The organism is Pseudomonas sp. HK3 (genome assembly GCF_052920985.1).
The window spans coordinates 577,919-599,924 of record NZ_JBREXD010000001.1; the positions used below are offsets into that span (position 1 = coordinate 577,919).

General features: G+C 42.3%; 33 protein-coding genes. 27 read left to right on the forward strand and 6 right to left on the reverse strand.

The window, feature by feature from the left end; genetic code table 11:
- Positions 1–186: 186 nt before the first annotated feature.
- The 16 genes from ACU6U9_RS02755 to ACU6U9_RS02830 all read left to right on the forward strand — a co-directional run bounded on the left by ACU6U9_RS02755 (position 187) and on the right by ACU6U9_RS02830 (position 8,917).
- Complete coding sequence (locus ACU6U9_RS02755; RefSeq protein WP_446733554.1) at positions 187–480, forward strand: hypothetical protein; 294 nt, start codon at positions 187–189, stop codon at positions 478–480.
- A 3-nt stretch (positions 481–483) separates the two neighbouring features.
- A complete protein-coding gene (locus ACU6U9_RS02760) occupies positions 484–900 on the forward strand; it encodes a gp436 family protein (protein WP_446733555.1) in 417 nt (138 codons plus the stop codon).
- Positions 901–1,341: a phage virion morphogenesis protein gene (locus ACU6U9_RS02765; protein WP_446733556.1), complete on the forward strand. Its 441-nt coding sequence runs from the start codon at positions 901–903 to the stop codon at positions 1,339–1,341.
- Positions 1,338–1,853 (forward strand): hypothetical protein, encoded by a 516-nt coding sequence (locus ACU6U9_RS02770; RefSeq protein ID WP_446733557.1) that lies wholly within the window; start codon positions 1,338–1,340, stop codon positions 1,851–1,853. Before ACU6U9_RS02765 ends, ACU6U9_RS02770 begins: the two co-directional genes overlap by 4 nt.
- Entirely contained in the window at positions 1,853–2,479 is a 627-nt protein-coding gene (locus ACU6U9_RS02775; RefSeq protein ID WP_446733558.1) for a phage baseplate assembly protein V, read from the forward strand. The genes ACU6U9_RS02770 and ACU6U9_RS02775 overlap by 1 nt, the downstream gene beginning before the upstream one ends.
- Positions 2,479–2,919 (forward strand): hypothetical protein, encoded by a 441-nt coding sequence (locus ACU6U9_RS02780; protein WP_446733559.1) that lies wholly within the window; start codon positions 2,479–2,481, stop codon positions 2,917–2,919. The genes ACU6U9_RS02775 and ACU6U9_RS02780 overlap by 1 nt, the downstream gene beginning before the upstream one ends.
- A gap of 25 nt (positions 2,920–2,944) precedes the next feature.
- Positions 2,945–3,148, forward strand: coding sequence for a hypothetical protein (locus tag ACU6U9_RS02785; protein WP_446733560.1), 204 nt, complete (start codon positions 2,945–2,947; stop codon positions 3,146–3,148).
- A gap of 8 nt (positions 3,149–3,156) precedes the next feature.
- Positions 3,157–3,507, forward strand: a complete 351-nt coding sequence (locus ACU6U9_RS02790; RefSeq protein ID WP_446733561.1) for a GPW/gp25 family protein — start codon at positions 3,157–3,159, stop codon at positions 3,505–3,507.
- Positions 3,504–4,598, forward strand: a complete 1,095-nt coding sequence (locus ACU6U9_RS02795) for a baseplate assembly protein (RefSeq protein WP_446733562.1) — start codon at positions 3,504–3,506, stop codon at positions 4,596–4,598. Before ACU6U9_RS02790 ends, ACU6U9_RS02795 begins: the two co-directional genes overlap by 4 nt.
- A complete protein-coding gene (locus ACU6U9_RS02800; RefSeq protein WP_446733563.1) occupies positions 4,595–5,131 on the forward strand; it encodes a phage tail protein I in 537 nt (178 codons plus the stop codon). Before ACU6U9_RS02795 ends, ACU6U9_RS02800 begins: the two co-directional genes overlap by 4 nt.
- Entirely contained in the window at positions 5,128–6,123 is a 996-nt protein-coding gene (locus ACU6U9_RS02805; RefSeq protein WP_446733564.1) for a hypothetical protein, read from the forward strand. The genes ACU6U9_RS02800 and ACU6U9_RS02805 overlap by 4 nt, the downstream gene beginning before the upstream one ends.
- Positions 6,124–6,259: 136 nt before the next feature.
- Positions 6,260–6,583: a hypothetical protein gene (locus ACU6U9_RS02810; protein ID WP_446733565.1), complete on the forward strand. Its 324-nt coding sequence runs from the start codon at positions 6,260–6,262 to the stop codon at positions 6,581–6,583.
- A gap of 1 nt (position 6,584) precedes the next feature.
- Complete coding sequence (locus ACU6U9_RS02815; protein ID WP_446733566.1) at positions 6,585–6,821, forward strand: hypothetical protein; 237 nt, start codon at positions 6,585–6,587, stop codon at positions 6,819–6,821.
- Positions 6,822–6,842: 21 nt separating this feature from the next.
- Entirely contained in the window at positions 6,843–8,048 is a 1,206-nt protein-coding gene (locus tag ACU6U9_RS02820) for a phage tail sheath C-terminal domain-containing protein (RefSeq protein WP_446733567.1), read from the forward strand.
- A 30-nt stretch (positions 8,049–8,078) separates the two neighbouring features.
- A complete protein-coding gene (locus tag ACU6U9_RS02825; RefSeq protein ID WP_446733568.1) occupies positions 8,079–8,573 on the forward strand; it encodes a phage major tail tube protein in 495 nt (164 codons plus the stop codon).
- 89 nt (positions 8,574–8,662) lie between these two features.
- Complete coding sequence (locus tag ACU6U9_RS02830) at positions 8,663–8,917, forward strand: phage tail assembly protein (protein ID WP_446733569.1); 255 nt, start codon at positions 8,663–8,665, stop codon at positions 8,915–8,917.
- 129 nt (positions 8,918–9,046) lie between these two features.
- Here the strand turns inward: ACU6U9_RS02830 and ACU6U9_RS02835 are convergent, their stop codons facing one another.
- The gene (locus ACU6U9_RS02835; RefSeq protein ID WP_446733570.1) at positions 9,047–9,283 is read right to left on the reverse strand and encodes a hypothetical protein; all 237 of its coding nucleotides are present in this window, start codon (positions 9,281–9,283) and stop codon (positions 9,047–9,049) included.
- Here ACU6U9_RS02835 and ACU6U9_RS02840 point away from each other — a divergent pair.
- The 3 genes from ACU6U9_RS02840 to ACU6U9_RS02850 are packed head-to-tail and all read left to right on the forward strand — an operon-like array spanning position 9,240 to position 11,954.
- On the forward strand, positions 9,240–11,243 hold the full coding sequence (locus tag ACU6U9_RS02840; RefSeq protein WP_446733571.1) for a phage tail tape measure protein: 2,004 nt from the start codon (positions 9,240–9,242) through the stop codon (positions 11,241–11,243). The genes ACU6U9_RS02835 and ACU6U9_RS02840 overlap by 44 nt on opposite strands.
- A complete protein-coding gene (locus ACU6U9_RS02845) occupies positions 11,236–11,739 on the forward strand; it encodes a phage tail protein (protein WP_446733572.1) in 504 nt (167 codons plus the stop codon). Before ACU6U9_RS02840 ends, ACU6U9_RS02845 begins: the two co-directional genes overlap by 8 nt.
- Entirely contained in the window at positions 11,736–11,954 is a 219-nt protein-coding gene (locus ACU6U9_RS02850; RefSeq protein ID WP_446733573.1) for a tail protein X, read from the forward strand. The genes ACU6U9_RS02845 and ACU6U9_RS02850 overlap by 4 nt, the downstream gene beginning before the upstream one ends.
- On the opposite strand, the gene ACU6U9_RS02855 is transcribed toward ACU6U9_RS02850, so the two are convergent.
- Complete coding sequence (locus tag ACU6U9_RS02855; RefSeq protein ID WP_446733574.1) at positions 11,951–12,214, reverse strand: hypothetical protein; 264 nt, start codon at positions 12,212–12,214, stop codon at positions 11,951–11,953. The two genes, ACU6U9_RS02850 and ACU6U9_RS02855, sit on opposite strands and share 4 nt — an antisense overlap.
- 52 nt (positions 12,215–12,266) lie before the next feature.
- On the opposite strand from ACU6U9_RS02855, the gene ACU6U9_RS02860 reads away from it, so the two are divergent.
- Positions 12,267–13,241 (forward strand): phage late control D family protein, encoded by a 975-nt coding sequence (locus tag ACU6U9_RS02860; protein ID WP_446733575.1) that lies wholly within the window; start codon positions 12,267–12,269, stop codon positions 13,239–13,241.
- A 190-nt stretch (positions 13,242–13,431) separates the two neighbouring features.
- Positions 13,432–13,779 (forward strand): hypothetical protein, encoded by a 348-nt coding sequence (locus ACU6U9_RS02865; protein ID WP_446733576.1) that lies wholly within the window; start codon positions 13,432–13,434, stop codon positions 13,777–13,779.
- 64 nt (positions 13,780–13,843) lie between these two features.
- On the opposite strand, the gene ACU6U9_RS02870 is transcribed toward ACU6U9_RS02865, so the two are convergent.
- Positions 13,844–14,266, reverse strand: a complete 423-nt coding sequence (locus ACU6U9_RS02870; protein WP_446733577.1) for a hypothetical protein — start codon at positions 14,264–14,266, stop codon at positions 13,844–13,846.
- 173 nt (positions 14,267–14,439) lie between these two features.
- On the opposite strand from ACU6U9_RS02870, the gene ACU6U9_RS02875 reads away from it, so the two are divergent.
- Positions 14,440–14,697, forward strand: coding sequence for a hypothetical protein (locus ACU6U9_RS02875; RefSeq protein ID WP_446733578.1), 258 nt, complete (start codon positions 14,440–14,442; stop codon positions 14,695–14,697).
- Positions 14,698–14,703: 6 nt separating this feature from the next.
- On the opposite strand, the gene ACU6U9_RS02880 is transcribed toward ACU6U9_RS02875, so the two are convergent.
- The 3 genes from ACU6U9_RS02880 to ACU6U9_RS02890 form a co-directional block, all read right to left on the reverse strand.
- Positions 14,704–15,570: a hypothetical protein gene (locus ACU6U9_RS02880; protein ID WP_446733579.1), complete on the reverse strand. Its 867-nt coding sequence runs from the start codon at positions 15,568–15,570 to the stop codon at positions 14,704–14,706.
- A gap of 225 nt (positions 15,571–15,795) precedes the next feature.
- Positions 15,796–16,416 (reverse strand): DUF3164 family protein, encoded by a 621-nt coding sequence (locus tag ACU6U9_RS02885; protein WP_446733580.1) that lies wholly within the window; start codon positions 16,414–16,416, stop codon positions 15,796–15,798.
- Positions 16,409–16,741 carry a hypothetical protein gene (locus ACU6U9_RS02890; RefSeq protein ID WP_446733581.1) on the reverse strand — a complete coding sequence of 111 codons (333 nt, stop codon included), beginning with the start codon at positions 16,739–16,741 and terminating at the stop codon, positions 16,409–16,411. Before ACU6U9_RS02890 ends, ACU6U9_RS02885 begins: the two co-directional genes overlap by 8 nt.
- Positions 16,742–17,324: 583 nt before the next feature.
- Here ACU6U9_RS02890 and ACU6U9_RS02895 point away from each other — a divergent pair.
- The 5 genes from ACU6U9_RS02895 (at position 17,325) to ACU6U9_RS02915 (ending at position 21,842) form a co-directional block, all read left to right on the forward strand.
- A complete protein-coding gene (locus tag ACU6U9_RS02895; RefSeq protein ID WP_446733582.1) occupies positions 17,325–17,984 on the forward strand; it encodes a S24 family peptidase in 660 nt (219 codons plus the stop codon).
- A 390-nt stretch (positions 17,985–18,374) separates the two neighbouring features.
- Positions 18,375–19,256, forward strand: a complete 882-nt coding sequence (locus ACU6U9_RS02900; protein ID WP_446733583.1) for a hypothetical protein — start codon at positions 18,375–18,377, stop codon at positions 19,254–19,256.
- 77 nt (positions 19,257–19,333) lie between these two features.
- The gene (locus ACU6U9_RS02905) at positions 19,334–20,047 is read left to right on the forward strand and encodes a hypothetical protein (protein WP_446733584.1); all 714 of its coding nucleotides are present in this window, start codon (positions 19,334–19,336) and stop codon (positions 20,045–20,047) included.
- Between the two features lie 7 nt (positions 20,048–20,054).
- The gene (locus tag ACU6U9_RS02910; protein WP_446733585.1) at positions 20,055–20,495 is read left to right on the forward strand and encodes an RDD family protein; all 441 of its coding nucleotides are present in this window, start codon (positions 20,055–20,057) and stop codon (positions 20,493–20,495) included.
- A gap of 291 nt (positions 20,496–20,786) precedes the next feature.
- Positions 20,787–21,842, forward strand: a complete 1,056-nt coding sequence (locus ACU6U9_RS02915; protein WP_446733586.1) for a BMP family ABC transporter substrate-binding protein — start codon at positions 20,787–20,789, stop codon at positions 21,840–21,842.
- Positions 21,843–22,006: the final 164 nt, after the last annotated feature.

Below are 22,006 nucleotides of genomic sequence, written 5' to 3' on the forward strand. Positions count from 1 at the left end.
ACCTAACGTCCATTACATATCCCCCAGTACAAGGGGGATAACAGGAGAGCACCATGTCATCTAAAAAGAACGCAACAAAAAAAAGCACCGACACTTGCAAAAGTCAAAGTACAAGAAACGCAAGTCGTTGTTGATGAAGCAGCTGAACAACAGCGGCTAGCCGATGAAGAAACCGAAAAAAAACGTTTGGCTGATGAAGAGGCAGAACAACAGCGCCTAGCCGATGAAGAAACCGAAAAGCAACGTTTAGCTGCTGAAGAAGTAGAACACCAACGCTTAGCTGACGAAGAAACGAAACAAAACAAATGTATTCGCATTCGGTCGAGATCAAAACAAGGTTTTCGTCGTGCAGGTATTCAGTTCACGAATGACTTTCAAGATATTGACTTAGATGAACTCAGTGACGATCAGCAATCTATTTTAAGCCAGGAGCTGTTACGTAAAGAGCACTCTAATTTGATTGTTGAAAAAAGCGAGTAACCCATGCCATACGCAACCGCACAAGACATCATCGATCGCTACGGCAACGACACACTGCTAATGCTCACAGATCGTGATAACGACGATCAAGTCGATACGCAAGTTATTGAGCAAGCGGTGGCCGATGCTACTGCCGAAATCGATACATACGTAGCCGCAAAATACACATTGCCGCTGCCAACGATTCCGAGCGTGCTTGTGCGTTTGTGTGTGGATATTTCAATTTATCGTTTATCCGCAACCGCTGACATGGTCACAGAAGAAAAACGTCAGCGTTACGAAGACGCCATCGCACTGCTTCGCAGAATTGCAAAAGGTGAAGTGAGCTTGGGCATCAGTCAACCCGCTCCAACATCAAACGGCAAGGTTCATATGAGCAGTCAGCCCCGTCGCTTTTCTCGTAATAAAAGGATTTTATAAATGGCGGGTGTTGATTTAAACGTAACAGGCATAGAAGCATTAGCGAATCGTATGCAGATGTATGTAAATCACAGCCGCTTTGATTCTTTGCTTGAAAGCATTGGTGCTGAAGTAGAAAGCCAAACTCATCGCCGCATAAATGACGAAAAAGAAAGCCCTAACGGTAAGCCTTGGGCTGATTGGTCAAGCGGTTATGCAGAAAATCGGCACGGTGGACATTCATTGTTAATGAATGAAGGTGAACTGGATGACAGCGTTCAGTATTTAGTCACAGATAACGAAGTGGAAGTGGGTACCAATTTGATTTATGCAGGGCTTATGCATTACGGCGGTGAAAAAATAGATAAGCCTCAACACAAGGCCCGTGCATTTGTGGGGCTAAGTGATGAAAACATTAGTGAACTTCAAGCCATTGTTGATAACTGGGCAGATGCTATATGAGCACATCTATTAATACATTTTTAAGCGCAATTAAAGACCGTTTACACGAAGTATTACCAGAACTTAATACATGTGATGTGCATGACGGACGTTTTGATGTTTCTGAATTGAAACGTATTTCCACAAAAGCACCTGCTGTATTTGTGGCTCTATTAAAAGTACCAAGTACAAAAACCAACAGTGAAGATCAATTAGAAGCGGATTTAAGTTTGGTGGCTTACATCGTAACCAAGGAAGCCCATAAACTAGACAAAGGTGAGGCGGCTCGCAATTTATCAGAAGCCATCATGATTTTAGTCAAGAATGAACGCTGGAGCACAATTGAAATTGAGCGAGCAAGCGATATCAGAGGCGATAATTTATATAGCGGAGCCATAGATAAACAAAACATAGCTCTGTGGGCCATCACATGGAAACAAACGATTACCCTTGGTGATAAATATATTAACGAAGATGATTTTTTACCATCCGAATTTTATGCAGTACACGATGACACGGAGAAATTAACATAATGAATATTTTAGATCGTTTAGAAAAATTAGAACGTTTGTTTTTTGAGTTATCACGGGTAGGTGTAATTGAATCAGTTAATCATGCAGAAAAAATAGTAAACGTAAAGCTAGACGACACACTTATTATTGCTGCGCAATGGCCTGCTGAGATTGGGAAAAACTTTATTCGTTGGATGCCGTTACGTGCTGGCACTCAAGTATCTGTGCTTCGTAATACAGGGTCTGAAGATCAGTACAGCATCACAGGCACACTTTTCAGTACAGAAATAATCAGTGATAACAATGCCGATAACATTGATGAAATTAAATTTAACGACGGCACCGCTGTTTCATACAACAGTAACAACAAAACAATGACAATCACTGTGAAAGGAGACATTAATATCAACACCGATGGTGACGTCATTATTAACACAAACGGTGACGCCACTATTGCTGCAACCAATGCAACGGTAACAGCCGACGCCGATGCAACGATAGAAGCAGGCGGTAATGTCAACATTGATGGCAGCGCCATTAATTTAAACCAAGGCACTGCGGGTGGTGTGGTTTGCCAAAGTCATGCGTGCTCGTTTACAGGATCACCTCATCCTCAAGGCAGCACGACTGTGCTTGGAGGTGCCTAATGCCATCACCAGGCACAGCAGCAATTGAAAGCGCTATTGCAGGTACCACGTTTCAAGTCGAAGGCACAGATACCACAACCGAATTCAAAGCCGGTTCTATTTTGGTTGTGCAGTTATCGAAAGCAATAGATGCAGGCTGGACATCGATATCACCCGCACTAACAACATCGATGGTCTTATCGTTTGCATTAGAATTCACAAATTTAGTTGGCCCTGGTCTAGCAGCAATGAATGCCATCGCATCGGGCATCGATCAAGAGACCGCCTTGTGGGTAGCCAGTTACAACCCACTAACAGGTTTGCATGCATACGCACCAACCGCCGTGAGTTTAAAAACAAAGATCATCGCCGCCAGCCCCATTAAAAGTAATGGCATGAATGCACTAGCTGATGCGATTACGAATGCATTTATAGATGGGTTCGACCCAAAGTTGGGTTAGGAAAAACAACAACAGGAGAAGCGTCATGAAAAACAATAAATATAACAATTATTTTAACATCTATTACGTGTACCGATATTTGCCATTAAACGGCGCGGAATACCAAGCAGGCGACAAAATTGAACTCACAGACAAACAAGCTCGCTTTCATGAGATCAATGGTTTTATCGGAAAAACACCTAAGCCTGCTAAAAAAGTAAAAGAGCCACAAACAAAACAAGCGAGTTAAGAAACAACATGCGTGGAATGAATAACACAACCGGAAAACCCATTGAAGGCATTGCATATTTACAGCAGCGCTTACGTGATGTGTTAACCACCCCAAAAGGTTCACGAATTATGCGACCTGAATACGGGTGCGGTTTATTCCAGCGTATTGATGAAAATATAACACCTGCATGGGTTGTATTGTGTTTTTCAGATATTGCAGAAGCTATAGATAACTCCGCGAATGGTTTATCCGATTTTATCTTAGAACAAATTAAAGTTGCTCAGCAAAATTCTATGAATGAGGACAATATGATTTTTGATTTAATCGGCATTTATAAACCCACAGGGCAATCAATAACATTAGGGGTTTCAATATGAGCACATACACAGCCGTTGATATTTCACAATTGCCTTATCCGAATATTGTTGAAGAGCTTAGCTATGAAACCATCTACGGTGAAATGCGAGCACAGATGTCAGCATTGCAACCTATTTTATTTAAGGATTCAGGCCAAGCCATCGTAAAAAAATCCGAACTTATAACAGAAGATAACGGCGATCAATATTTTAGAGTGCCCTATGATGGTGAATCAAAGATTTTAAATTTAGAACTTGAAAGTGATCCGTCTGCCCGACAGTTACAAGTTGTGGCGTATCGTGAAATGCTCATGCGTCAGCGTGTCAATACAGCGTGCAAAGGCGTCATGCTTGCATACGCTGAACAATCAGACTTAGAGCAACTAGGCGTGCCGTTTGGTATTACACGCTGGACAATTACTGAAGAGGATTTACAGAATAAAATAGAAGCCGTTTATGAAAATGATGAAAGCCTGCGTCGTCGTATTCAATTAGCGATGGAAGGATTCTCAACTGCAGGCCCAGAAGCCGCGTATATTTTTCATGCATTAAATGCCCATGCTGATATAAAAGATGCAGCAGCACAATCGCCGACGTTTACACCTGCGATCATTAGCCAACAAGTACGTGACACATTACCCGCTAATGCCATCGTGTTAATCGTTAACGATGACGTGGGATTAACCAATCCTATGCCAGGTGATGTGGCGGTTACCGTTTTATCTCATGCGGGTAATGGTACAGCATCAACGGATATTCAAAACGCCGTTGCAATCACATTAAACGAAGAAGATGTTCGACCTGTTACCGACCATGTGCGCGAGCGCAGTGCTGACGTTCAAGAATATTTAATTGATGCAACCTTATACACGTATGCAGGCCCTGATAGTAGCGTTGTTATAAACAACGCTAAAACAGCACTTCAAGCCTATGTAAACGCCAATCATAAATTAGGCCGTGACATTACGCTTTCAGGTATTTACGGCGCATTACATCAAGCAGGTGTTCAGCGCGTAGAACTCAATAACTTTTCACAAGACATTATTTGTCATCGTCATCAAGCCGCTTACTGCACGGGCATCACCATAAGTGATGGAGGCGTAGCCGAATGACATCATTATTGCCGATAAACACCAATCAATTTGAGCGTGATTTAGAAAACGTCAGCACTCGTATTTCAGATGTCCCCGTCAACATTCGTGACAGCTGGAATGCCGATACCTGCCCAGCGGATTTATTGCCGTGGTTAGCCTGGTCGTTTTCTATAGACAGCTGGAAAGCATACTGGCCTGAACATGTGAAGCGAAGCCGTGTGCGTGAAGCCATCAAAGTGCAACGCAAAAAAGGGACAAAACAATCTGTGCGAAAAGTCGTTGAAAGTTTTGGCGCGGAATTAGAACTAAAAGAATGGTTTGAGCAAACCCCAATGGGGCCACCGCACAGTTTTAAGGTGCTGTTAAACGTCAACGAACTGGGCGCACAAACTCAGGCATTCACAAACGACATCGTACAAGAACTGTCGCGCGTCAAACCCACGCGCAGTTTTTTTGAAGTACAACAAGGCGTGACAACAAACGGAGAACTCGCACTCGCGGGCGCAGTAAGAGTCACCAAATTTGTTCGACTAGAGGTAAACGACCAATGAGTCTCAATATAAAATTCACTGAAGCAGGCAAGGCCGCATTAGTGAACCCTGCCAACATCGGCACCAACGCGCTCAATATTACGCATATTGAATTGGGTAGTGCCACGTATGATCCGACAGGGTCAGAAAGCAATTTACAAAATTCAATAAAAACACTCACCACCTTTGGGGCTGATACCGTTGCCGCCAATGTCATACACGTCACCATTCGTGATGACAGCAATGAAACGTATGAACTGGGCGAAATCGGTTTGCGCTCAGGCACAGGTGTATTGATGGGCGTCATCAGTACCGCAGGCAACATCATTACCCAAAAAGGCGCAAACGATGTTTTATTGCTAAGCGCCGACGCAACCATCACAGAAGTTGATGTAAGTAACTTAACGTTTGGCGGTACTGAATTTATGTACCCACCTGCCACCCAAACAACAAAAGGCGTGATTGAAATCGCAACCGAGTCAAATATTAATTCAGCTGTGCGTAACAAAGCGGTTGACCCGTTTGAGTTACAACAACTATTAACACGCCGTTTAACAACCAGTTTAACCGACCCAAGTACCACAAAAATGGCCGCGGCTAAATCGGTTTATGATTTGAATGTGGCTATTAATAATATCAATACACTGCTCACATCCGATACAAACACTCTCGACACGCTACAAGAAATTGTTAATTACATTGAACTAAACCGAGACACATTAAGTGCATTAACCGTCTCAAGTATTGCAGGACTGCAAAGCGCACTTAATGCAAAAGCAAATACAGGTCATGGCCATGCGATTAGTGATGTGAGTGGCTTAGCAGCAGCACTCAGTAATTCGGGGGCTGACTTATCAAATACAACATTGATCTGGAGTGGGAGTTTTTACACGTTTGATTTGGATACGGCATCCGGAGGTTATCCTGGTGACGGCCTATATTTGATAAATGCAGACAACTGGCCAAGGTTTGATTTATGCGAAAAAGGGTTCAACGAGTTCTGTTGTTTATAGAGTATCAGGAACAGGAAACTCTAGAACATTAGGTACAGTTTGGGTAAGCAGTGGATCAGAAGTCGTTTCTCAAAAATTCAATGAAACTAATGCAGAAGTTGAAAACATATCTCAAATTTATAAGGTTGGTTAAATTATGATATTTTTTATCGAAAATAATAACGTCACTGGTTTTCAAGAATACCCAGATTCTACGACTAAACCTCATATTTTAATTCATGACAGATCAGTGATTAATCCATTAAAAAACCTACTGGGCTATGTGCAGCTAGACGAAAATAATCAATTACCACCAAACTGGTATGAAGACGCACTGCTATTAAAAAACGCTGAGCTTATCGAATCAACGTACCGCTCAAAACTAACCGAAGTCCACAGTAACGCAGACGCATTCACAACCGAATACCTACAGCGTTATTCAAGTGTCGAAAAAGAAACTTGGTCAACACAGACGCAATGAAGTGAATGCATGGCAATTAGATAACAGCGTTCCCACACCAAAGCTGGATCAACTGGCCAATGCCCGTGGCATTGAACGCATGACATTCATTCAAAAAGTCATTGACGCCATCAGCACGCTTGAAGAATTAAGTTTTCAAGTAGTGGCCGCACAACAAGCAAAAGAAGACGAATTACTCACAGCAAAACACATAAGTCTTGATGCCTTAAACGCAGTTGATACAACACTTATCATTTAATAAACCAAAAGGAGAAACGCAATGTCGTTCTTACACGGTATTGAATATATTGAATCACAAAATGGCATTCGACCCATTAAGGTTGTGCGTTCATCTGTGATCGGTTTAGTTGGCACGGCACCTGATGCTGACCCAATTAAATTCCCATTGAATCAGCCAGTTTTGATTTCAGGCTCCCCCGCCGACGCCGCTAAACTGGATTCTACTGGCAATGGCAGTGGCACATTGCCCAGTGCGATTAATGGCATTTTCGATAATGCAGGCGCATTGGTTGTCGTAGTGCGAGTTGAAGAAGATGAACCGTCAGCGCGTATCTCAAACATTATCGGCGGCGTTGATTCTGCAACAGAAAAACGCACAGGCATACATGCACTGTTAAGTGCTCAAAGTGCTGTGGGTGTGACCCCTAAAATATTGATTGCCCCCAATTTTTCCGGCTATGTCACCCGTAACGGCGATAACCTTATTGAAGGAGCACCTGTTGCGACTGAACTGGATATTGTTGCAAGTAAGCTCAATGCGATTTCAATTATCGAAGGCCCGAATACAACACACGCTGATGCGGTTGCGTTTAAAGGTATATTTTCAAGCCGTCGTGTTTTTATTGTTGACCCTGCGATTTTGGTTTGGGATACAAACGCTAATGCTACCGCTGTTGAGGGTAATTCTGCACGGGCCGCAGGTGTCATGGTATTAAACGATCATGAGCGTGGGGTACACACATCACCAAGTAATCGAGAAATCAAAGGCATCGTCGGCACCGCTCGACCAATTGATTTTGCAATGGATGATGCAAACAGTCGCGCGAATCTTCTAAATGAAAATAACATTGCCACGATTATCAGTGATGATGGTTTCAAGCTTTGGGGATCTCGAACATGTTCTAGTGATCCAAAATGGCAATTTATACAACATGTGCGATTAGAAGACATGATCAAAGTGGCGTTGTTCCAGTCTCATAAGTGGGCAGTTGATCGTAACATTACGAAAAACTATATCGAAGAAGTGAGCGAAGGCGTCAATCGCTTTTTTGGCAAACTAAAAAATGATGGTGTGGTGTCAGGGGGGGAATGTTGGGCTGATCTAGAAGCGAATACTGAGACATCAATGGATGCTGGGCAAGTCATCTTTAATTTTGATTATGGCCGTTACGGATTAAGTGAACGTATTACGTTCCGTGCGGCCATCAATAATGACTATACGGTTGAAGAAGTATTCGCCTCATAAATTGCTTATTCATAATCAAGGATCAATAAAATGAAAAACCAAATATTAAGAGCGTTCAGTGCCTTTGTAGATGGACGTGGCTATGCTGGTGTTGCAGATGAAATCACGCCTCCGCCTTTAACAATTAAAACCATCGAGCATCAAAGTGGTGGAATGGATGCCGCGCTTGACATGGATGTGGGTATGGAAAAATTAGAGCTGGAATTTGTTTTATCTAAAAACGATATCAATATTCAAAAAAGCTTAGGTAAATCGATACCGTTTACATTTAAAGGGGCACAAGAAGATCATGACGGTAATACAACACAGGTGATTATTAATGCGACAGGCAAAGTTGTGATGCTTGATGCGGGAACATGGAAAGCCGGTGGCGAAGCCATACAGCTAAAAGTAAAAGTATCGTTAAGCTATTACAAATACACAATGGCGGGTGAAGTGATACATGAAATTGATGTTGAAAATATGATGAGAATCATTGATGGCGTCGATCAGTTATCTGAGGCGCGGGCGGCTATTGGTTTATAAGTCACTCAAGATCAAGCAAGCACACCCAAGGATGGATACCTTTAATTAGCATTAAATCAAATTTTAACAACCATTAAGTGAGTCATAACATGATCAACCCTAATGCAAAAATTCCATTAGATTTCGCTATCAATAATGAAGCAGGCCACGCTATTAATGAATTAAGCATGCGCCGACCAAAAGTGCGCGACATGATCACAGCAGATAAATCAGCAGCAAGTGAAGGTGAAAAAGAAATCGCTATGTTTGCTAATTTATGTGAAGTCACACCGGATCAAATTCAGGATTTAGATATGAAGGATTACGGGAAACTACAAGACGCGTATCAAGATTTTTTGTCATAAATCCTGAGTCTACACGTCAATATGTTTTAGCATTATCAAACCATGTTGGCTGGTCATTAGCAGAGTTTCACAATATGGATATTGAGGAACTCATGGCTTGGGATCAAAGTTTGAAACATTTGCAGGATGCTAGCGGCGCATAAAGGATGTAATCATTTCATAACAAGAAGCAGTGGCTGCAATGAATAAGGTAAACGGTATTAGCGAAACAATCGCAATAATCAAACCAGCCGCGATGGCAGCTACTTGTGATTCAGCCCAGTTAGTTATGATAAACACCACTGAAAACATTACCCATAACCCTATCAGAGCGTAGAAGCCCATGTCTAAAGAATTAGCCTTATCGGTTGTGGTGGGTGCTGCCATTGGTCGCTCCTTTTTTTCAACAATGGAATCAGCAGACAAGACAGTGAAACGTTTGGGCAATGCCTGGTCTGCGACAGATAAAAAGCTCACCGCTGCAAACGGTGTCATTAAGTATAAGCAGCAACTAGAAAAACTCAAAAAAAAGCAGCTAATAGTTGGCACATCAAGCAAGCGATTAAACAAAGGCATTGCTGACCTAGAAAAACGTTATAAGACCGCTAAGCGTGATGCCAAAGCCTATGGCCTTTCCATTGCTAATATCACCACAGAACAGCGTCGTTTACAACGAGAGCTAAAGAAAACGGAAAAAGCCCAAGCACAATTTAATAGGAAGCAGCAAGCGGCTCAACGCTTAGGCCAAATGAAAACCCGTGCGCTGGGTATGGTAGGGACGTTATGGGGCGGTAATCGATTAGCCGACAAAGCCCGTGAAAGAGAAGACGAGGCCCTGTATTTACGCACGGTAATCAATACCCGTGATGGCAATAAAGATAACGCCGTTGGCCGTGCCTGGGATAATGCGTTTGATAAGCACAGAAACACTCTCGCAACGAATAAAGAAATGCTAGAGATTGAATACGCACTAAACAGTGCAGGACTCGATGAAGACTTGTCCCGTGCAGGTGCCACAATTACTCATAAGCTGGGGAAAATCACTAAGGGGGCATCCGGTACCGTCGGAGAAGTATTAGGTACCACGTTTAATAACTTGGGCGGTCAAATGGAAGGTACCGCTGAACAAAAGATGCAGCGCATCGGAAATATACTGGCGAAGACTCAATTCAAGTATCAGATTCGTGATTTCGCACAATTAGGCGAATCAATGAAATACGCAGGCGCAGCGGCTTCGTCATCGAATATTCCCATCGAACAAATGTCCAGTGCGTTGGGTCTTTTAAATAGTGCAGGTTTGCAAGGTTCCATGGCAGGTACCGCGTTTACAGCCGTTGTGCGTAATCTCACTAAAGCCACTGAAGAGTTCGGAACAGAAATTGTACGTGGGGCCGATGGGCAAATGGATTTAGTGGCCACCATGCAACAAATTAACGATGCAACACAAGACATGGACATTGACGAGCGCAGTAATATTTTTCAACAGTTATTTGGTGATGAGGGTAAGCGTGGTGTCATTCCATTACTTGATAAGTTAATTGAATTCCGTAAAGACAGTGCAGATAACATCGCAACAGGAAACGGCAATTTAGTGAATGAAGAATATGATCGTTTTTTAAATAGTTCATCAGGCAAGTGGACGATGTTCAAGCAAAACATTGCATTGGTCGGTGAAACATTTGCCAATAATTTATTGCCAGCGGTTAACGCTGTTTTAGAACCGCTTGGGAAATTTTCAGGCTGGGTAGCACAAGGGACTAAAGATTATCCAATCATATCAAAAATGATTGGGGGTTTTGCAACTACGTTTGTGGCGGTAGGTACCGCAATGGGTGTGGCGACTGCGGCTACGTGGTTATGGAATGCAGCCCTGTTAGCAAACCCAGTGGGTTTAGTCATTGGTGGCATCGCCGCACTGTCAGTGGGTATTTATGCAGTGTGGGAAAACTGGGACGTTTTCATTGGCAAATTAAAAGACGGTTGGAAGTGGATTGAAAACAATATTAGTGACTCATGGGTGGGGCGTTGGCAGAACGATGATGACGACAAAAAAGGGGCGCAAAAAATCGGCCATACACAACGCAGACGGGATGCTCGATATCAAGGGCACCGCTCTAGTCAAACAGAGTCAACATTCAAACCATGGGATCGTGCTCGATCACGCAGTCGTCGCCCCGCTTCAAGTATGAGAAGCGAGACAGGTCAAACGACGATCAAAATAGACGCTCCGATTGCGATCCATGCAGCTCCGGGCATGGATGAAAATGCGCTGGCTGAATTGATGCGCAAAAAATTAAACGAAACAACAGAACAAAATATGGAACGTGGGGGCAATCGTCATGACTGATATTGTAAATAGCTTAACGAGCCTAAGTAAGATTCGATCAGGTCTCAGCGCTGCACAAGCGCAAGCTACTCGTACGAGCCGGATAATGTGGGTCCTAGGAGGGTTTATATTTAGCCGTGACACAGTGGCTCCCGCTCAAACCAGTCGAAGTACTCAATATAAGTGGGCTGCGCAACAACGAGTTGGCCGTGACGATGCTTTGCAATATTTAGGACCAGGTAAAGATACCAAGATCATGAACGGTGACATCTTTCCTGAGTACAAGGGCGGTACTGAGCAAATATCCGCGTTGCGTATCTTAGCTGAACAAGGCGAAGCTTTAATGCTGGTTGATGGCCGTGGGTATGTGTATGGGCGTTGGTGCATCACATCAATTAATGAAGTAAGAGAATTGTTTTTTGAAAACGGCGCGCCTAAAAAAATTGAATTCAATATCACATTAGAACGTTATGGCGAAGATGAAGGCAGTGACGTATTTGCAGGAGTAACGTTATGACGCAACAGACGATTAAATACAGGAGTGTACAAGGTGAAACAATAAGTTCCATTTGTTATCGCTATTACGGAAAAACAAAAGGCATCGTTGAACAGGTATTAGAGGTCAATTCAACACTGGCCGAGCATGGGCCAATATTACCGATCGGAACCATTGTGGAGCTACCACCACTGAATAACACCGTGGTGGTTAATAAAGCGGTACTGTGGATTTAACGTTTAGGGTGGGTTTTGTTGTGTTCATCGCAGTTGATGATTTCTTCACGACCATCTTCAAAAATGATTTTTATCAGTTTTGGGCGATAAATAATGTTGGCATGGCATTCAACATTAACTTCATCAATGTAATTGCCATAAGTTGAATATAAGGGGGTTGTCCAATTAGAAGTGTCTGATTTCTTTGTACTCATAGACCAGTCACCTGCATGACAGGATAGGCTTAATCCAACAAATATAATAAAACTGAAAATTTTCATTTTTATATCCTTTCAACATCAGTTAACTGTAGACAAAGGGAAGTAAAATACAATGACTCCAATATTTACCATTAAGGTAGCAGATAAAGATTACACGGATCAAATACATCGTCGCTTACTTGAATTTCGTCTAGTTGATCAGCCCGGTGTATCATCTGATTATATTCAACTCGTATTAGATGACCGTGAACAAATGCGCGTACCTAAGCATGGAGAGCTTATTAAAGTACATTTGGGCTATGAAGAAACCGAACTGGTGGTCAGAGGCTCCTATGTTCACGACAGCACCAGCTTTGATGTTAACCCAAACATTCTTACTATCCGAGCCGCAGCCATTAATTTCAGGCAAGCGTTAGGTTCACAAAAGAATAAAGTGCATCAGAATATTTCATTAGCGGGTTTAGTCCGAAACATTGCCAGTGAACACGGTTATAGCAGTGCCGTTGATAGCAAGTACGAAACCATCATATTCAAAAACATTATTCAGCAGAAAGAATCAGACCTGCGTTTACTCACTCGCTATGCCGAAACCTATGGGGCCTTATTTAAAGCCATGGGGCAAAATCTCGTATTTGTACCAAAAGGCACATCCAAAGACGCTCGTATGAAACAAGTCTTTGGCAAAGTCACACTCACCCCATCACAGGTTTCACGATGCAGTGTCACTCGCCAGGATAAAACCCGCTATAGCGGTGTGATCGCAAAATGGAAAGACCCAATGGAGCCATTGGCTCATGAAATATTAATCGGAGAAGACACAAAAGTATTCATAGTCACAGAAGTATTCAGCAGCGCTGAAGCTGCACAGTTAGCAGCTTCAGCTAAATTTGATCGACTGGTTCGCAGTAGCTCTACCGCAAAAATCAGCTGTGAAGGCAACCCGTATTTCACAGCAGAATCAGAGCTAGAGCTAAAAGGCTTTAGACAAGGCATTGATGATCATTACATCATCGTAGAAGTTGAGCACATCATCACTAAAAAAAGTGGTTATCGGTGCGAGATCGTCGCAGAGTTGGCTTATACGTAATTAAAATTATACACGGTACCTACTTATGTATTAGCTGCCACAGCTGGCCCAACTTTAGGATTGAAAATAATCTAAATTGTTTTCACCCAGCGGCCACTAGGTGCTCTCAATACATGAATATGGACTGTACCAATGAAATTTATATTAATAATCTTGCTATGTTTAATACCAATAAAAATGGGAGATGATGATGAAAGACATACTAGCCAACAAATACATGGGTAATCTATTAGTTGCCATCGACCAACTTGGCAACGCCATTGCGGGCGGTTATGCAGACTCAACAGTCAGTGGGCGCGTGGGCTATTACAGCTATAAGAAATACACAAGTCGCAAGTGGCGCAACAAATATTGGAAGACGCTACGAGCCGTAATTGATTGGGCATTCTATCCGTTGGACGGCACAGAACATTGCCGTAAGGCATATCAATTTGAACTGGATGAAAAGCATGAGCATGGGTCTGATTTGGCACTCGCAGCGTTAGGTATAATCGTGCTGGTATTTGCACCAGTATTAGGTGTGATTAATCGAATTTGAAGCAATATTAAGTAACCAATTAAGGGCTGTTAACCAGCCCTTAACGCTCTTTAGAATTATGATATTAATTTATTACCTCTTGCATCAGCTCCATGACTTTTAGCCGCTTATGTTTCGGTAACTGAGCCAGCCATGCCACATGATCGAGTACCTCTGATGACAAATAGGTGTTCAATAATTCATCATATTTCTTAATCGGATAATGCATTGGAGGTAACCCCCAAATTAGAAAACCCAGCGAGCCATTGTATGTTCTCATCATGATGTGTAGTTCTTCATATGTAGGGCCTGAAGCATAGCTGTTACCTGTGATACCAAGCTCTTCAAAACGTCTCATGGACTTTTCAGTGAATGTTACGCCAGAGTCCCACTTAATTGAATTTGAATTACAAGCAGCAATTGCATGAGATCGTTTGAGGAATCCAGCACCTTCCCTGATTAATTTTAGCCGTGTGCCTGTTGCACCCTTAGGGTTTTTATAAGTCATGTTGGCGCACTATGTCCTCCAAATTTGGGAGGAGAATATAGTGTTTTTGGTTTTTCCTCCCAAATTGGGAGCTTGGCGCATTCGGAGGGATTGACGGGTTTTTATGGCGTGTTAGAACCGAGGTTCGCATGAAGCGTTGTATTGAGAAAAACAATAGAAAGGAGACACGATCAATGAAGAGCGTAACCATGGAGAGCTGCCAAGGATGGCAGCCAAAAGACTTAGCACACATGAATGCAGTATCAGCAATGGGAATGCTGCAAGTGACAATTGATGCTTTAGGAGCACCAGAAACGGAATATGTAAGCACAACACTAAGGCTCATATACAACCTCCTTAATGGCGCTCTCCCATCACTAGACCCTACATTCAAGCCTCTTGAATCAGCTATGGTCTTAGTGCCAGCTCAGTATTGTTCAGAAGTGTTGTAAATGTGATTAGTGCAAGGGGGCGCTGTATCTATAGAAGGTTACTAAAGTAACCTTCCTACCAAGCTTTGAGCTAGCAATGAAGGCTGCTAGCAAAGCTGTTAATACAGGATATAAGACTAAAAGGGCCGATAAAAGCACGTCTTTAAGTGACGTGAATTCCCATTTTAAGTGTCGCGCTACAATATGATAATCCTGATTAGATGTTTCAATCACTGAGCCTGCTAACTCTAGCATCCAACGCTGTCCGTGCCATTGGTAGTAATAAATAATGCCTAAGCTACCATCGATCACGCTATCAAGCTTGGGTTTTTGCATCTCTTTTGAAGCTTGTAAGTCTTTAGTAAATATTACATCTCCTGAAAAGTGTGCATCCCAATAAACAACCCCTATACCGCCTCTTTCCATTCGTGTAAAAGACCCCTCTTTTAACGTCCAAAAAAATGTCGGCCCAGAATAGGATAAAAAACCTTTTACACTGGTTCCTATATTCACATTTTTATTGTCTTTACCCAAATCAGTGTGGGGGACTTCTTGTTCAGCAATATGAAAGGTTTTTGTTTGACTCCTAAATGATAATCCATATCGATCCGTTATCATCCAAGCAGGTGACTCAACATCTAATGAAAAATATTGATCTCCGTGCTCTTCAGATAAATTCGCTATGTATCCATCCGATTTTCTTGTTAAGTCTATCGATACAAAATGCAGGCCTACACCAGGAGTAACCTTCCAATAATTGAACGGGTTAAAAATCTTGAGCGTGTCTTTAAGGCTTGTCTCTGACCCTTCTGCATTGACCAACTGGCAAGGTATAAGCAAGCTCAGCATCACTCCAATTACACAGCATATTTGTCGCTGTACAAATATATTCATAACGATAATAGTCCCTTATTACTTACTATTAACTCTTTTTTCTGGAGCACAAAATATCCTAATTATTAAAAAAGCCCAACGTGAAATCACGTAGGGCTTTCTCGTCTTCAAACTCAAGGCGGCAGAGTACTTGATCTCGCGAACTAAATACATATAGGAAAGAAATTACAGGCTTATTTGAAAGTATACTTAAAGTGTACAAATCTTGGGGCTAATCTACAGCCACTACACCCTCACCGCAGCAATATCCAAAGGTATAGCTTGATAATGATTACTCATACCGATGCGTTCATAAACTCGAATATAACTTGCGGTATTATTCGTTTGTATTGCGTCTTTTAAACATCCCATCGCGTGACGCCATTGTTCGTCGTCGATGTCTAAGCGCAGCAAGCCTAACACCGCAGACGTTTTTGCCTCTCCGTCAGCGTTAATATTAAAAGCACGATTCACTATTGCGTGTACGGTATGCCTATCGCCTTTGGTTCGTTCATTTATGCATTGAGTAATGAGCGCTTTGGCGGCGTCTAATTCTTGGGTAAATGCCATTCGGTCAGCCACACTGAGCACAACTTTGTATCGCCCGTCATAACTAATCAAATTTATATTGCCTTTTTCTCCACCAATTTGAATGTCATATTTTTGAGCGGCAATGGATACAAAGTCAGCCACATCGTTAAATGAACGTCGTTTAAAATCAGCTAGGTGATTATTTAAAAGCAATACTTCTTTTACTAATCCCATCACCACTTGATTTCGCAGCTTGTCTTGTTCGTGTACTTGATCTTGCAGAACTCTATGCCCGTTGATATTGATCATAAATTCTTCTTGGATGTCGTTATCCATTTTTATTGCCCTTCCTTGTGTTAAATTGACTCACGTTTTCGGGTTGCATCCATGCCACATCGCAATGGCAAAACTGACTCACCATTCTTTCCTTACGCTCTCCATGAATTTTTTGGTAGCCACAACTCACGCCCTTTAAATTTTCACACCGCTGTTGAAATCTAATTTCAATGTATGGACGACTGCCCATCAGCTGAACATCTAGAACGATGTAACCTATTGCCACCAATTTTGTTACCGCTCGATGGGTTTTATATATCTGGGTTGTAATGTGTTTATTTTGGGTATTACGCTTTTCATAAAAATAACGGGGTAAGGCATTCATAAGTGCGCTCCCCTCTTATTTAATGAGTGCTTAAATGGGCAGATAAAACACTGTCGATAAACCGCATCAATCATGAGTATTAAAATGCGTAAATCGATTACGAGTGCGCTGAACATGATTGGCCAACGGGTTATCCCCATCACTCTGACTAAACTGCGCATATTGATGTGACTAGCAATCAATGGCGGTATACGAGGCCACCGTATGGAGCTATGTTTGTATTTTGTAATTCGTCTACCTTTTAACCAATGACGTACCATCATGACTTGGTATATTTGAAGATATTGCTCGCCTCTTCGATCCCTTAATCCGAGGGTTAATAACCCATTATTGTTTTAACTTAGACATGTCATTAAATGCCGTTATGCCTTGCTGAATCCATTCATTCATTTTGATCACTCGCCTCTTCCGCAGAAAGCTGCAATAAAACTACAACAAAAAACACAAATTGCAAGTACTGGCATTGCAAATACCTGCTTTATTTTTATATAAAACGACCTACAAAGCAGAAACCTGCAAGCTTGCTTGTAAAGGTTTTGGGGCTTGGATAGCATGAGCTGCAACTATTTGGCGGTTTTTGTAAATGCCTAAAATTACGCTTACGAAAGAACAAATTGCGGATAATATTCGCGATATCGTCATGGCTTATGGCCGTGCTGAAACAAGTAATGGATCCTCTATTCCTCCTCGGACACTGGACTCCTATTTATCCGGAGAAAGTGAACCAAAAGTATCTAAAGCTTTAGCGATCGCTAAAACCGTGAATACAACGGTGGAGTATCTGGTACTAAGAGAAGGCCCTAAAACACTTGGGGAATCCCATAATAAAGGTGGCTCAAATGACTATGAGCTGTCTTTACGAGAGCCACGTCCTTCGTACTCATCCAATACGCTAAACGCGACTGAAGAACTGCGAGTGGCGGTTGATGCTCGCATGTCAAAAGAAGAGCTCTCTGCCGACAAAATTATGATGGTGAAGGTCGATAGCGAAGGCATGGCGTCGATTAAAAAAGGTGACTTAGCGCTAGTTAATACTGCGAGCACGCAGTTTATTAGTGGCGCTTTATTTTTGTTCGATTATATGGGCAATCAGCTTATTAGAGAGGTGCATCTAGTGCCGGGGCAAGGTTGGTTATTGAAAACCGATAATCCGCAATTCCAAGATCACTTGGTAGGGATCGAAAGCATTCAAGATGACTTAAAAATAAAAGGCCAGATTATCTCTGTGTCTAAGTTTTTTTAAATGCTTTTATTTTTTTCGCTTTTACACCCGGTAAAAGCGAAACTGAACTCTCTTGCGCGATGCCGTTTAGTACTGCAAAAATAGTCGGGCAGCATCGTATTTCAATTTTGTATGATCAATATATTTGCAACGTCTGCACTTGCAAATCATACAATATCTCCTATAAGGCTTACTCTTGTGCTCAATAAAATGGGTAACATCGCATAAATCAAATAATAATCAGTCGCAAAAATCATCTGTCAATTTGCACCACTGTTTCACTCCGTCACCGTAAGAATCAGACCTCTATGAGACCGCCTTTTTTAATCACCGATTCGTTCTAATATTCCCCTACGAAATTTCGATTACTGTCTAGAATAAGATTAGCCACTCTTAATCTGGGACTCTTTCATGCGCAGTACGACTCTTTTTGCTCCTTCTTGGATTTTAGGCATGCTGATTGCCTGCTCTACTACATTTGCCAACACACTAGAGGATGTCATCTATAAAAAGGACGGCAGTGTCTTGCGTGGCACCCTAATAGAACAAGACTTCGCTAACGGCAAGTACAAAATCCAACTCAGTGGGGGCAGCGTGTTTAGCGTAGACAAAGACGATATTGAAAAAATCAGTAAAGAAGCACCGCTCGTCAATAACGGCAACCAGTCTGGTGTGAACATTAATATTAATAACAACCCCAGTATTAATCAGACTCCTCAAGCTCAACAAGTACCCCAAACACCTCAAGTTGCACAAAGTACAACACCACTGCCCGTTACCGAGGTTAAAAACAAAACACGAGGCACCCTTTATATTGGCACCATGAGTCACACACTTAAGAGCTCCAGTATTTTTGGTGAAAGTGAATCCACTTACACCGGCTTAAACATCGCAGCGCAGCTCAATGCGAATCAACACATGGCTATTTATACTGACTTTAATATTGGCACCTTCAGCGAAAAAGAAGAGACCGATCGCTTTGGTAATACCACCACATTTTCGGGTGATGATTTAAGCGATGAAGATTACACCAGTGTGCAAATAGGCGTCATACTAAGTACAAACTTATACGAAGGCTGGCAATTTTTTACAGGTCTTGGGGCGTTTACTGAAAGCTATTCCAATGACTTCGATTCATCTTCTGCCAGTGGCTCCGACATTCAATTTGGGCTTGGTTATAGCTGGAAAACCCTACAAGTTGTGCTTAGAGCCAACGTATTAAATAGCTCAGACTATTCAGAAAACATCGATAGCAGTACAACCGGTCATTTACAGCTGGGTTTCAATTTTTAGAGCCTTATCTCTAAATTGAAGTATTATGTGATGTATAATTCAGCCAAAAGTATGAATAACAATAATAAGGGTCTTTTATGCGCGCATTGCTAGCTGGTCTAGGGCTAATTTGCATAATCGTTAACCACGCTCATGGCGTTGAAAATGAGCTGACATCCAAAGGGGCTTCAGCTCAACAATCCAATAACCGAATAGCGGCTAAAAAATCACCGTCTCAACATAATCATTCCCCATCACACAACACAATATACGGTTCAGCATTAGCCAAGCCTGCAACTCGTAATACTTTTTTCTTTGGCCGTGTTTATCATGAAGCGTCTGAGCCCTACAACGAGCATGCATCCAAAAAACGTTACACTAAATATCATAATTACCGCGGCTTAAGAGCCGCGTTTCAACATGAGCATTCAAACCATATTGCATCACTGCATGCCATTGAAAGCGGTAAACTCGACACTATCACCATCGAAAACAAAGACCGAAATGATATGGTCTATAATTTAAACCTCTCCGAGTCCGTGCGTTACTTGGGAGTAAAATCCTCCATCATCGCCAGCACAAACCTGAACAAGGGTTGGCAATTTTATATCGGCAGTGGGTTATTTTATGACACCTACCTTAAAGAGTCAGGTAACTCAGAGAACTTCGGTGTACGTTATGATTTTGGCCTAGGTCATTCATGGTATCATTGCCAAGCTATGTTAAGATTCAGTGGCGATTTAACCAACAGCCAGTCAAACTCAAACACCGAATCCGCTGAAGTGGTTATTGATTTCGGTTATAACTTTTAAGAATTCTATGTCTGATCAACAAAATACGTTAACGGTTACCAATGCAGGGCTTTTTGTGCGCCTTGCTGCGTTGCTCTATGATGCGCTTTTAGTCCTTGCCCTTTGGTTCGTCATTGGTGTCATTTTTGTCATGATTAATGGCGGTGAACACGTTGATACTCATAACCCATTTTTACCCAGCGCATTATTCATTGCCACATTATGGTTTAACATGCACTTTTGGCGTCGCGGCGGCCAAACATTGGGCATGCGCGCTTGGCGCTTACGCTTACTTAATCAAAACAAAGGCCCTCTTACATTAACCCAATGCTTACTGCGTTTTGTCGTGGCCATTGGCTCTTTTGGTTTGTGTTTACTCGGTTATTTATGGATATTTATCGATAAAAACGGTTTTACTTGGCATGACAAATACAGTGAGACAAGGGTCATACGAGAGCCAAAAAAATAAGCGCCTAAACTAAACCCTTAGTCATAACCATAAGCCACAGGCCAATTGTAATTACGTTTAAAACGCTCCTTTTAAGGGGCCGTTTTTTATTGCACATAATTTAACCTCCTATCTTTTACACCGCCCATATAACTTAAAATAATCGTCTAAAGCAGCCGCCTTAAACGATATGTTAATGCACGCAAATTCAACCTCATGGTTAGGGGATATTTATTCTGACGACCAGTTCTGACTAATTGGTCAGGTTTTTGCTATTATTGCGCCTCAAATTTAGTAAGAGCAAACCCCACAATGAGATTAACCCTGGCCTTTTGGTCAATATTATTAAGCATCAGTTCATTTGCAGTACCTATAAAAGTAGCGTTTGTATATGTGAGCCCAGCAGGCGATGCCGGTTGGAGCTATAGCCATGATCTGGCCCGCCAATACCTTGAAGAAACCTTTGGCGATCGCATTGAGACTCAAGTTGTGGCTTCTGTTCCTGAGGGCCGACAAGCCAGAGACGTCATCACTAAACTCGCTAAAGACAACGACATTATCTTTACCACGTCTTGGGGTTATATGATTCCGACTCAGCGTATTGCTGAACAGTTTCCTAATGTGAAGTTTGAACATGCAACCGGCATGCGTCGCGGTGGTAATGTATCGACTTACGCAACACGTGCCTACGAGGCAAGATATCTCTCCGGTATGATTGCAGCGGCCACGAGCAAATCAGGGCGTCTAGGTTACGTAGCCGCCCATTCTATTCCTGAAGTATTACGCGGCCTAAACGCGTTTACCTTAGGGGCACAATCGATTAACCCAAACGTTAAAGTCGAAGTTCAATGGACAAACGCGTGGTACGCACCTGAAAAAACAAAAGCGCTCACTCATGCTTTAATTGATCGCGGCGCCGATGTCATTGCGCACCATGTGGATACACCCACTGCGATCCAAGTAGCCGAGGCAAGAGGTGTGTACGCCATTGGTTACCACTCTGATATGAGTGAATTCGGTCCTAACAGCCATTTGGTTTCGGTGGTCCATGCTTGGGGCGAAATATACGCCAGCCGCATTCAATCAGTGATCGATAAAACGTGGTCGCCTAAAGACTTATGGCCAGGCCTCAAGCAAAACACCTCTCGTCTTGCATCTATTAACCCGAATTTACCCAGTGACATTGTGAATAAAATAAATGTGGCCACCACCGCAATTCAAAATGGCACACTGAAGATTTTTACAGGGCCTATTTCAAATCACCGCTCAAGAACAAGAGTGAAAGAAGCCGATACACTCAACGATACCGAGCTACTCAGAATGGACTGGTACGTTGAGGGCATTGAAGGCGATTTACGTTTTTTTTAACACGTAAACCTCGCACCAAATCAAGACACATAAGTACTTCACGCCCTACTAAAAAGCACGCTTTAATATAAAGCGTGCTTTTTTATGTCTGCAACCCACTGTTATTAACAAAATTAAAACTGGCACCCTACTTGCTAAAAACCAGTACAGGGTAGTCTTGGCTA

What these genes read in the sequence shown, in the direction of transcription:
- ACU6U9_RS02760 (WP_446733555.1), top strand. Translation starts at nt 484, where the DNA reads ATGCCATACGCAACCGCACAAGACATCATCGATCGCTACGGCAACGAC.
- ACU6U9_RS02765 (WP_446733556.1), top strand. Translation starts at nt 901, where the DNA reads ATGGCGGGTGTTGATTTAAACGTAACAGGCATAGAAGCATTAGCGAAT.
- ACU6U9_RS02770 (WP_446733557.1), top strand. Translation starts at nt 1,338, where the DNA reads ATGAGCACATCTATTAATACATTTTTAAGCGCAATTAAAGACCGTTTA.
- ACU6U9_RS02775 (WP_446733558.1), top strand. Translation starts at nt 1,853, where the DNA reads ATGAATATTTTAGATCGTTTAGAAAAATTAGAACGTTTGTTTTTTGAG.
- ACU6U9_RS02780 (WP_446733559.1), top strand. Translation starts at nt 2,479, where the DNA reads ATGCCATCACCAGGCACAGCAGCAATTGAAAGCGCTATTGCAGGTACC.
- ACU6U9_RS02785 (WP_446733560.1), top strand. Translation starts at nt 2,945, where the DNA reads ATGAAAAACAATAAATATAACAATTATTTTAACATCTATTACGTGTAC.
- ACU6U9_RS02790 (WP_446733561.1), top strand. Translation starts at nt 3,157, where the DNA reads ATGCGTGGAATGAATAACACAACCGGAAAACCCATTGAAGGCATTGCA.
- ACU6U9_RS02795 (WP_446733562.1), top strand. Translation starts at nt 3,504, where the DNA reads ATGAGCACATACACAGCCGTTGATATTTCACAATTGCCTTATCCGAAT.
- ACU6U9_RS02800 (WP_446733563.1), top strand. Translation starts at nt 4,595, where the DNA reads ATGACATCATTATTGCCGATAAACACCAATCAATTTGAGCGTGATTTA.
- ACU6U9_RS02805 (WP_446733564.1), top strand. Translation starts at nt 5,128, where the DNA reads ATGAGTCTCAATATAAAATTCACTGAAGCAGGCAAGGCCGCATTAGTG.
- ACU6U9_RS02810 (WP_446733565.1), top strand. Translation starts at nt 6,260, where the DNA reads ATGATATTTTTTATCGAAAATAATAACGTCACTGGTTTTCAAGAATAC.
- ACU6U9_RS02820 (WP_446733567.1), top strand. Translation starts at nt 6,843, where the DNA reads ATGTCGTTCTTACACGGTATTGAATATATTGAATCACAAAATGGCATT.
- ACU6U9_RS02825 (WP_446733568.1), top strand. Translation starts at nt 8,079, where the DNA reads ATGAAAAACCAAATATTAAGAGCGTTCAGTGCCTTTGTAGATGGACGT.
- ACU6U9_RS02830 (WP_446733569.1), top strand. Translation starts at nt 8,663, where the DNA reads ATGATCAACCCTAATGCAAAAATTCCATTAGATTTCGCTATCAATAAT.
- ACU6U9_RS02840 (WP_446733571.1), top strand. Translation starts at nt 9,240, where the DNA reads ATGTCTAAAGAATTAGCCTTATCGGTTGTGGTGGGTGCTGCCATTGGT.
- ACU6U9_RS02835 (WP_446733570.1), bottom strand. Translation starts at nt 9,283, where the DNA reads ATGGCAGCACCCACCACAACCGATAAGGCTAATTCTTTAGACATGGGC.
- ACU6U9_RS02845 (WP_446733572.1), top strand. Translation starts at nt 11,236, where the DNA reads ATGACTGATATTGTAAATAGCTTAACGAGCCTAAGTAAGATTCGATCA.
- ACU6U9_RS02850 (WP_446733573.1), top strand. Translation starts at nt 11,736, where the DNA reads ATGACGCAACAGACGATTAAATACAGGAGTGTACAAGGTGAAACAATA.
- ACU6U9_RS02855 (WP_446733574.1), bottom strand. Translation starts at nt 12,214, where the DNA reads ATGAAAATTTTCAGTTTTATTATATTTGTTGGATTAAGCCTATCCTGT.
- ACU6U9_RS02860 (WP_446733575.1), top strand. Translation starts at nt 12,267, where the DNA reads ATGACTCCAATATTTACCATTAAGGTAGCAGATAAAGATTACACGGAT.
- ACU6U9_RS02865 (WP_446733576.1), top strand. Translation starts at nt 13,432, where the DNA reads ATGAAAGACATACTAGCCAACAAATACATGGGTAATCTATTAGTTGCC.
- ACU6U9_RS02870 (WP_446733577.1), bottom strand. Translation starts at nt 14,266, where the DNA reads ATGACTTATAAAAACCCTAAGGGTGCAACAGGCACACGGCTAAAATTA.
- ACU6U9_RS02875 (WP_446733578.1), top strand. Translation starts at nt 14,440, where the DNA reads ATGAAGAGCGTAACCATGGAGAGCTGCCAAGGATGGCAGCCAAAAGAC.
- ACU6U9_RS02880 (WP_446733579.1), bottom strand. Translation starts at nt 15,570, where the DNA reads ATGAATATATTTGTACAGCGACAAATATGCTGTGTAATTGGAGTGATG.
- ACU6U9_RS02885 (WP_446733580.1), bottom strand. Translation starts at nt 16,416, where the DNA reads ATGGATAACGACATCCAAGAAGAATTTATGATCAATATCAACGGGCAT.
- ACU6U9_RS02890 (WP_446733581.1), bottom strand. Translation starts at nt 16,741, where the DNA reads ATGAATGCCTTACCCCGTTATTTTTATGAAAAGCGTAATACCCAAAAT.
- ACU6U9_RS02895 (WP_446733582.1), top strand. Translation starts at nt 17,325, where the DNA reads ATGCCTAAAATTACGCTTACGAAAGAACAAATTGCGGATAATATTCGC.
- ACU6U9_RS02900 (WP_446733583.1), top strand. Translation starts at nt 18,375, where the DNA reads ATGCGCAGTACGACTCTTTTTGCTCCTTCTTGGATTTTAGGCATGCTG.
- ACU6U9_RS02905 (WP_446733584.1), top strand. Translation starts at nt 19,334, where the DNA reads ATGCGCGCATTGCTAGCTGGTCTAGGGCTAATTTGCATAATCGTTAAC.
- ACU6U9_RS02910 (WP_446733585.1), top strand. Translation starts at nt 20,055, where the DNA reads ATGTCTGATCAACAAAATACGTTAACGGTTACCAATGCAGGGCTTTTT.
- ACU6U9_RS02915 (WP_446733586.1), top strand. Translation starts at nt 20,787, where the DNA reads ATGAGATTAACCCTGGCCTTTTGGTCAATATTATTAAGCATCAGTTCA.